Source organism: Actinomadura sp. BRA 177, from assembly GCF_013372625.1.
GTDB lineage: Bacteria > Actinomycetota > Actinomycetes > Streptosporangiales > Streptosporangiaceae > Spirillospora.
The window spans coordinates 1-8,981 of record NZ_JABXFD010000211.1; the positions used below are offsets into that span (position 1 = coordinate 1).

The 8,981-nt window shown below is 67.7% G+C and carries 7 protein-coding genes and 1 pseudogene; all 8 read left to right on the forward strand.

From position 1 onward, the window contains the following. The first annotated feature begins 103 nt into the window (after positions 1–103). Positions 104–1,867: a proteasome ATPase gene (gene arc, locus HUX53_RS07595; RefSeq protein ID WP_176402446.1), complete on the forward strand. Its 1,764-nt coding sequence runs from the start codon at positions 104–106 to the stop codon at positions 1,865–1,867. Between the two features lie 148 nt (positions 1,868–2,015). Next, positions 2,016–3,533, forward strand: a complete 1,518-nt coding sequence (gene dop, locus HUX53_RS07600) for a depupylase/deamidase Dop (protein ID WP_217919183.1) — start codon at positions 2,016–2,018, stop codon at positions 3,531–3,533. 280 nt (positions 3,534–3,813) lie between these two features. Next, positions 3,814–4,023: a ubiquitin-like protein Pup gene (locus HUX53_RS07605; protein ID WP_176402447.1), complete on the forward strand. Its 210-nt coding sequence runs from the start codon at positions 3,814–3,816 to the stop codon at positions 4,021–4,023. Between the two features lie 96 nt (positions 4,024–4,119). Continuing rightward, a complete protein-coding gene (locus HUX53_RS07610; RefSeq protein ID WP_176402448.1) occupies positions 4,120–5,298 on the forward strand; it encodes an endonuclease VII domain-containing protein in 1,179 nt (392 codons plus the stop codon). Between the two features lie 144 nt (positions 5,299–5,442). Beyond that, positions 5,443–6,288, forward strand: coding sequence for a proteasome subunit beta (prcB, locus tag HUX53_RS07615; protein WP_176402449.1), 846 nt, complete (start codon positions 5,443–5,445; stop codon positions 6,286–6,288). A gap of 21 nt (positions 6,289–6,309) precedes the next feature. Further along, positions 6,310–7,059: a proteasome subunit alpha gene (gene prcA, locus HUX53_RS07620; protein WP_176402451.1), complete on the forward strand. Its 750-nt coding sequence runs from the start codon at positions 6,310–6,312 to the stop codon at positions 7,057–7,059. A gap of 156 nt (positions 7,060–7,215) precedes the next feature. Further along, positions 7,216–8,574: a Pup--protein ligase gene (pafA, locus tag HUX53_RS07625; RefSeq protein WP_131941345.1), complete on the forward strand. Its 1,359-nt coding sequence runs from the start codon at positions 7,216–7,218 to the stop codon at positions 8,572–8,574. 150 nt (positions 8,575–8,724) lie between these two features. After that, positions 8,725–8,981 (forward strand): annotated as a pseudogene (locus HUX53_RS07630) (hypothetical protein); the annotation flags it as partial.

The window sequence follows — 8,981 nt, forward strand, 5'->3', positions numbered from 1 at the left end:
ACCCCCGCACGACACGAACACCGAATGGGCAGGTTACGGAAGCCCTCCAGATAGGTAGGGTCTCAGTAGGTCGTCGGCTCTCTTCGTGAGGAGGTGACGGGGCGTGGCCGCTCGTGACGATGCTGGGGCGCGCAGGGCGCAGCACGAAAAGGAGGTCAGGGACCTTCAAACGCAGATCTCCTTCCTGGAGGAGGAGATCTCCGTGCTGCGCCGCAAGCTCGCGGAATCCCCGCGCCAAGTACGTGTGCTGGAAGAACGCCTCCATGAGGCGCAGGCAAACCTGGCCGCCGTAACCGGCCAGAACGAGCGACTCGTAGCGACCCTCAAAGAGGCTCGCGAACAGATCGTGGCGCTCAAGGAGGAGGTCGACAGGCTCGCACAACCCCCGTCCGGATTCGGAGTCTTCCTCGAAGCCCGCGACGATGGAACGGTCGACATCTTCACCGGCGGACGCAAACTCCGCGTGAACGTCAGCCCCGCCGTCGACGTCGACGAGCTCCAGCGCGGCCAAGAGGTCATGCTCAACGAGGCCCTCAACGTCGTCGAAGCCCTCGAATTCGAAGAGCAGGGCGAAGTCGTCATGCTCAAGGAGCTCTTCGACGACGGCGAACGCGCCCTCGTCATCGCGCACGCCGACGAGGAACGCGTCGTCAAACTCGCCGAGCCGCTCCGCGGAGTCCCCCTCCGCGCCGGCGACTCCCTCATGCTCGAATCCAGGTCCGGCTACGCCTACGAGAAGATCCACAAGGCCGAGGTCGAAGAACTCGTCCTCGAAGAGGTCCCCGACATCTCCTACAACGAGATCGGCGGCCTCGGCTCGCAGATCGAAATGATCCGCGACGCCGTGGAACTTCCCTACCTGCACGCCGACCTGTTCCGCGAACACCAGCTCAGGCCGCCCAAGGGCGTCCTCCTCTACGGACCGCCCGGATGCGGCAAGACGCTCATCGCCAAGGCCGTCGCCAACTCGCTGGCCAAGAAGGTCGCCGAGCAGACCGGCGCCGAGGGCAAGAGCTTCTTCCTCAACATCAAGGGCCCCGAGCTGCTCAACAAGTACGTCGGCGAGACCGAGCGGCACATCCGCCTCGTCTTCCAGCGCGCCCGCGAGAAGGCGTCCGCCGGAACCCCCGTCATCGTCTTCTTCGACGAGATGGACTCCATCTTCCGCACCCGCGGATCCGGAGTCTCCTCCGACGTCGAGAACACCATCGTCCCGCAGCTGCTCAGCGAGATCGACGGCGTCGAGGGCCTGGAGAACGTCATCGTCATCGGCGCCTCCAACCGCGAGGACATGATCGACCCCGCGATCCTGCGGCCCGGCCGCCTCGACGTCAAGATCAAGATCGAGCGGCCCGACGCCGAAGCCGCCAAGGACATCTTCTCCAAGTACATCCTCGGCGGACTCCCGCTGCACCCCGACGACCTCAAGGAGCACGGCGGCTCCGAAGAGGCCACCGTCGAGGCCATGATCCAGCGGACCGTCGAGCGCATGTACACCGAGACCGAGGAGAACCGCTTCCTGGAGGTCACCTACGCCAACGGCGACAAGGAAGTCCTCTACTTCAAGGACTTCAACTCCGGCGCGATGATCCAGAACATCGTCGACCGCGCCAAGAAGATGGCCATCAAGCAGTTCCTCGACACCGGCCAGAAGGGCCTGCGCGTCGCCCACCTCCTCGCCGCCTGCGTCGACGAGTTCAGCGAGAACGAGGACCTGCCCAACACCACCAACCCCGACGACTGGGCCCGCATCTCCGGCAAGAAGGGCGAACGGATCGTCTACATCCGCACCCTCGTCTCCGGAACCAAGGGCGCCGAGGCCGGACGGTCCATCGACACCGTCGCCAACACCGGCCAGTACCTGTAACGCCCCGCACCATGACGGAAACCGCGCGGCGGCCCCCCGGAAGGGAGGCCGCCGCGCGGCGCGTCCGGCGGCACCGCCACCGCGCCACGCCCGCCGTTGCGGCCCCGTCCCGTCGCCCCACCCCCGCGGCCCCGATAGGCTCGACGATATGAGTGTTCGGCGGGTGATGGGCATCGAGACCGAGTACGGCATCTCCGTGCCCGGGCAACCAGGGGCCAACGCGATGGTGACCTCCTCCCAGGTCGTCAACGCCTACCTCGCGGCATCGGCGGCACGCGCCCGCAGGGCCCGCTGGGACTTCGAGGAGGAGAACCCGCTCCGCGACGCCCGCGGCTTCGACCTCGCCCGCGAGGTCGCCGACCCCACCCAGCTCACCGACGAGGACCTCGGCCTCGCCAACGTCATCCTCACCAACGGCGCCCGGCTCTACGTCGACCACGCCCACCCCGAGTACTCCGCACCCGAATGCACCAACCCCCGCGACGCCGTCATCTGGGACAAGGCCGGCGAACGCGTCATGGCCGACGCCGCCGCCCGGGCCGCCCTCGTCCCCGGCACGCACCCCATCCAGCTCTACAAGAACAACACCGACAACAAGGGCGCCTCCTACGGCTGCCATGAGAACTACCTCATGCGCCGCGAGACCCCCTTCGCCGACATCGTCCGGCACCTCACCCCCTTCTTCGTCTCCCGCCAGGTCGTCACCGGCGCCGGCCGCGTCGGCATCGGCGTCGACGGCCGCGGCGACGGCTTCCAGATCAGCCAGCGCGCCGACTTCTTCGAAGTCGAGGTCGGCCTGGAGACCACCCTCAAGCGCCCCATCATCAACACCCGCGACGAACCCCACGCCGACCCCGAGAAGTACCGGCGGCTGCACGTCATCATCGGCGACGCCAACATGGCCGAGCTGTCCACCTACCTCAAGCTCGGCACCACCTCCCTCGTCCTCGCCATGATCGAGGACGGCTTCCTCACCGTCGACCTGTCCGTCGACATGCCCGTCGCCGCGCTGCGCGCCGTCTCCCACGACCCGTCCTGCAAGCACCTGCTCACCCTCCGCGACGGCCGCACGATGACCGCCGTCCAGCTCCAGATGGAATACCTCGAGCAGTCCCGCAAGTACGTCGAGGACCGCTTCGGCGCCGACGTCGACGAGATGACCAAGGACGTCCTCGACCGCTGGGAATCCGTCCTGCACCGCCTCGGCGACGACCCCATGCAGCTGTCCCGCGAACTGGACTGGGTCGCCAAGCTCGCCCTCCTGGAGGGCTACCGCAGCCGCGACAACCTCGACTGGTCCCACCCGCGCCTGCACCTCGTCGACCTGCAGTACGCGGACATCCGCCCGGACAAGGGCCTCTACAACCGGCTCGTGGACCGCGGCCGCATCGAGCGGTTCATCACCGAGGCGGAGGTCGAGGCGGCGATCGACGATCCGCCCGAGGACACCCGCGCCTACTTCCGCGGCCGCTGCCTGCGCCAGTACGCCGACTCCGTCGCCGCCGCCTCCTGGGACTCCGTCATCTTCGACGTCCCGGGCCGCGAGTCCCTGCAGCGCGTCCCGACCCTGGAGCCCCTGCGCGGCACCAAGGAGCACGTGGGCGGTCTCCTGGACCGCTGCCGCACCGCCGCCGACCTGGTGGCCACCCTGACCGGCCAGAGCTGACTCACGGCCGCACGAGCCGGGCGACGCACGAGCGTCGCCCGGCCCTTTTTTCTGCCATTGGATAGTGTGACTATCCAGCCCCACCGCCGCGCTGACCTGCGCTAACGGGCGAGGTCTCGGCTTCGTGACCGCTATGCCCGTTTCACTGGTCGGCGGACCGGCGATAACCCGAGCATGCCCCCGACCCTGGGGACGGAGACGGCGAAACGGACGTTCAAGATCCACTCGCCGCCGAAGATCCCGGCTAGGGTCGGAGGCACCGGCAGAGCGGAGGTACGGAATGGCCACAAAGGACACCGGCGGTCAGAAGCAGACCACCCGGCGCACGGAAGAGGTCGAGGAGACCGAGGCCACGACGACCGAGGACGTCCAGGAGAGGCAGGAACAGCTCACCGACGACGTCGATTCAATTCTCGACGAAATTGACGAAGTCCTCGAAGAAAATGCAGAGGAATTCGTAAGGGGGTTCGTCCAAAAAGGCGGCGAATGATCCCGGTATGTCCGATTTGGTGAAGAGCTCCCAGTTCTTCCCGAACTAGAACTGCATAGATGGTCAAGGCATGGGCGAGCTGCTAAAGTCTCGCCCATGCTTGCGAAAGAATGCCGTGACTGCGGTCAAATGAAGCCCGTCGCCGAGTTCTGGAACCGGAAGGCATCCCCAGATGGCCTGGCTCTGTACTGCAAGGAGTGCTTCGGACTCCGCAATGCGGCGGCATATAGAGGAAAGCAGGCAGTCGAGGGTAAAGAGGTGCGGGCCTACCGAAAGCGCGTGCAACTCCCCGAAGGGATGAAGTACTGTGCGCGGTGCGAAACAGTCAAATCGGTGGACGAGTTTGGCCGGAATCGAGCGCGTAAGTCCGGAATCGCAGTCTACTGCCGGCCGTGCTACTCGGTGGTCATTGCCGAAAACAAGCGTCGCAATCATGGGAGCGAGCGCAACTACCTTCTACGGCTCCGCTACGGCGTGACCGAGCAGGAAGTGACGCAGATGGTCGCCGATCAGGGCGGCACGTGCGTGATCTGCCTGCGGGCGGAGCCGAAGCACGTCGACCACAGTCACCTCACGGGCCGGGTCCGAGGGATCCTCTGCTTCAAGTGCAACGGTGCGCTGGGCCAGTTCAAGGACGACCCTCGTTGCCTCGGTGACGCGGCGAACTACCTGGAGTTGCGCGGTCCGCATGCGTACAGGATGAAGTTGGAACTGGACGTTCCGGCCCTGGACGGGCACGCCCGCCGCCGGGAGGTCACCACTCTGTGGGGGACGAAGGCGAAGCTGAGCGGCACGTCGCGCCAGAACCACCTGCGCCAGAAGTACGGGATCAACGACGAGGACGCACGCTGGCTGCTCAATGTCCAGGGAGGCATGTGCGCCATCTGCTGGAGCATGCCTGCCGAGCACGTCGATCATGACCACCGGACGGGTGCCGTACGCGGGATGGCGTGCGGCGGCTGCAACGCGGGCATGGGCCAACTCGGCGATGACCCGACGTCTCTACGGCGAGCCGCTGACTATCTACTGGGCGAACTGGTCAGGGAGGTGCCCGCCTCGAGCGGCACGACGCGGCTCTCGTTCACGGTGCCCGACGTCGACCCGAGGACGGTTCCCGCGGGGGGCTGGGAGCCGTACCTGGAGGCGGACGGACGCCATCGCAGAAACGTATGGCAGGACGATGACGACCGCGAGGACCCCGCGTGGGTCGACCGGTGCCTGGACAAGATCCTCGGTTCCCTTAGGTCGATGAGCGAGGAGAACGCCCGCGCGTAACGTCCTAGCGGTGTGGGTTCGCCGTGGGCTGACTTGGCCGGGGTTGGCGTGGCATGCGCGGGGGCGACCTTGAACAGTAGGGTCGTAGGCGTCCGTGCCGGTGGGGTTGGAGCGCCGGTGCCATGGTGGAGGGAAGGGAGTCGCGTGGCGTCCCACGAATCGCACACCGGACGTCTGCCCGGGTTGTTCGCGAGCCCGGACACGTCGTCGTTCACCGAGTTCCTGGGGGCGTACTCCCCGCAGCTGCTGCCCGGCGGGCGGACGCCGCCGGCGTCGCGGGCGGGGGACGAGATCCCGCACGGGACGACGATCGTCGCGGTGAGTTTCGCCGGCGGGGTGGTGATGGCGGGGGACCGGCGGGCGACGGCGGGCAACGTCATCGCGCAGCGCGACATCGAGAAGGTGTTCCGGGCGGACGAGTTCTCGGCGATCGCGATCGCCGGGACGGCCGGGATCGGGATCGAGATGGTGCGGCTGTTCCAGGTGGAGCTGGAGCACTACGAGAAGCGCGAGGGCCGGACGCTGTCGGTGGAGGGCAAGGCGAACCGGCTGGCGACGATGGTGCGGCAGAACCTGGCGATGGCGATGCAGGGCCTGGCGGTGGTGCCGCTGTTCGCGGGCTACGACGAGGAGCGCGACGAGGGCCGGATCTTCTCCTACGACCCGGCGGGGGGCCGGTACGAGGAGCGGGACTTCCACTCGATCGGCTCGGGGTCGGTGTTCGCGCGGGGCGCGCTGAAGAAGCTGTACCGGGCGGAGTTGTCGGCGGAGGACGCGGCGCTGGTGTGCGTGCAGTCGCTGTACGACGCGGCCGACGACGACTCGGCGACGGGCGGGCCCGATCTGGCGCGGCGGATCTTCCCGGTGGTGGCGTCGGTGACGTCGGACGGGTATCGCCGGCTGGGCGAGGACGAGGTGGGCGCGCTGGCGCAGGCCGTCGTCGACGGACGTTACGACTCGCCGGGCGGTCCGACCGCCCCGCTGCGATAGAAGGGATCCTGACCGGTGTCCATGCCGTTCTACGTGTCGCCCGAACAGCAGATGAAGGACAAGGCGGACTATGCGCGCAAAGGTATCGCGCGTGGCCGCAGTGTCGTGGTCCTGCAGTACGACGACGGCATCCTGTTCGTGGCGGACAATCCGTCGCGGGCGCTGCACAAGATCAGTGAGATTTACGACCGGATCGCGTTCGCGGCGGTGGGGAAGTACAACGAGTTCGAGAATCTGCGGCTGGGCGGGGTCCGGTACGCCGACATCAACGGGTACCAGTACGACCGGCGCGATGTGACGGCGCGGGGGCTGGCGAACGTGTACGCGCAGTCGCTGGGGACGATCTTCACGGAGACGGCGAAGCCGTACGAGGTGGAGCTGGTCGTGGCGGAGGTGGGGGAGGACGCGGAGACGGACCAGGTCTACCGGCTGACGTTCGACGGTTCGGTGGCGGACGAGCACGGTTATGTCGCGATGGGCGGGCAGGCCGATGCGGTGGCGCAGTCGCTGAAGGACGGTTACCGGGAGGGTGCGCCGCTGGTGGAGGCGCTGCGGACGGCGGTGCGGGCGCTGGAGGCGCAGGATTCGGACCGGCGGCTGGAGGCGACGTCGCTGGAGGTCGCGGTGCTGGACCGGAACCGGGAGCACCGGCTGTTCAAGCGGCTGGCGGCGCGGCGGATCGCGGATCTGCTGTCGGCGGCGGAGGAGTCCGGCGGGTCGGACATCACGTCGGGCGGTGCGGAGTCCGACGCGGAGGCGGACGAGGACTGAGGCGCGAGCCCAGGGCCGGGACGGGCCCGTCGCCGGCGAGGCGGTGGACGCCTTCGCCGCGGCGGGCCCGTCGTATTGGCGGGGGCGCGGGGGTCGCGGGAAACGGTGGGGTCGAGAGACTGCCAAGTGGGGGTCGGGCCGCATAGGGTCTTGAGTGTGGACAGGCGCATCTTCGGGCTTGAGAACGAGTACGGCGTCACCTGTACGTTCCGCGGGCAGCGGCGGTTGTCACCGGACGAGGTGGCGCGCTATCTGTTCCGGAGGGTGGTGTCGTGGGGTCGTAGCAGCAACGTGTTCCTGCGGAACGGGGCGCGGCTCTATCTGGACGTGGGGAGTCACCCGGAGTACGCGACGCCGGAGTGCGACAGCGTCGTGGATCTGGTGACGCATGACAAGGCGGGGGAGCGGATCCTGGAGGGTCTGCTCGTGGACGCCGAGCGGCGGCTCCGTGAGGAGGGCATCGCCGGTGACATCTACCTGTTCAAGAACAACACGGACTCGGCGGGCAACTCGTACGGCTGTCACGAGAACTATCTGGTGGGGCGGCACGGGGAGTTCGGCCGGCTGGCGGACGTGCTGATCCCGTACCTGGTGACGCGGCAGATCATCTGCGGTGCGGGGAAGGTGCTGCAGACGCCGCGGGGTGCGGTGTACTGCGTGTCGCAGCGGGCGGAGCACATCTGGGAGGGCGTGTCGTCGGCGACGACGCGGTCGCGTCCGATCATCAACACGCGGGACGAGCCGCACGCGGACGCGGAGCGGTTCCGGCGGCTGCACGTGATCGTCGGTGACTCGAACATGAGTGAGACGACGATGCTGCTGAAGGTCGGGGCGACCGATCTGGTGCTGCGGATGATCGAGGCCGGGGTGGTGATGCGTGATCTGACGCTGGAGAACCCGATCCGGGCGATCCGGGAGGTCAGCCACGACATGACGGGCCGGCGGAAGGTGCGGCTGGCGAACGGCCGGGAGGCGAGTTCGCTGGAGATCCAGAAGGAGTACTTCGGGAAGGCACGCGACTTCGTGGACGCGCGGGGCGGTGACGCGACGGCGAAGCGGGTGCTGGAGCTGTGGGAGCGGACGCTGCGCGCGGTGGAGACGGGTGATCTGGATCTGGTGTCGCGGGAGATCGACTGGGTGACGAAGTACAAGCTGATCGAGCGGTACCGCCGCAAGTACGATCTGCCGCTGTCGTCGCCGCGCGTGGCCCAGCTGGACCTCACCTACCACGACGTGCACCGTGAGCGGGGCCTGTACTACCTGCTGGAGAAGCGCGGCTCGGTGGACCGGGTGACGCGGGATCTGGACATCTTCGAGGCGAAGTCGGTTCCGCCGCAGACGACGCGGGCGCGGCTGCGGGGCGAGTTCATCCGGAAGGCGCAGGAGAAGCGGCGCGATTTCACGGTGGACTGGGTGCATCTGAAGTTGAACGATCAGGCGCAGCGGACGGTGCTGTGCAAGGACCCGTTCCGGTCGGTGGACGAGCGGGTCGACAAGCTGATCGCGGGGATGTAGCGGACTGTGCGGCGGCCTCCGGCGCGACACGCGCGCCGGAGGCTACCCGCTGGTCACCCGGGCGGTAGGGTGAGCGCGCAGTAGCGGTCGTCTCCCCCTCGGAACCCCTCGGAGGACCCCCGTATGCTCCGCCGTTTCCGGTCGTTGTCCATGGTCGTCGTGCTCGCCGCGCCGTTGGCGTTGTCGGCGGGGTGCTGGTGGGGCGGCGATGGTGTGGACGTCTCGGTGCGCGGTGATTTCGGGAAGGTGCCGGAGGTGAAGTTCCCGAAGGGTTCGCCGGGTGACTCTCTGGCGGTGGAGACGCTGAAGGAGGGGAAGGGGACGGCGGCCCGGAAGGGTGATCTGGTGGTGGCGGACTATGTGGGCTACCGCTGGAGCAAGGAGGGGCTGTCAAATATACACATCTC

Excerpts from the sequence above, each read along its gene's own strand:
- dop (WP_217919183.1), top strand. The coding sequence starts at position 2,016 with ATGAGTGTTCGGCGGGTGATGGGCATCGAGACCGAGTACGGCATCTCC.
- HUX53_RS07605 (WP_176402447.1), top strand. The coding sequence starts at position 3,814 with ATGGCCACAAAGGACACCGGCGGTCAGAAGCAGACCACCCGGCGCACG.
- HUX53_RS07610 (WP_176402448.1), top strand. The coding sequence starts at position 4,120 with ATGCTTGCGAAAGAATGCCGTGACTGCGGTCAAATGAAGCCCGTCGCC.
- prcA (WP_176402451.1), top strand. The coding sequence starts at position 6,310 with ATGCCGTTCTACGTGTCGCCCGAACAGCAGATGAAGGACAAGGCGGAC.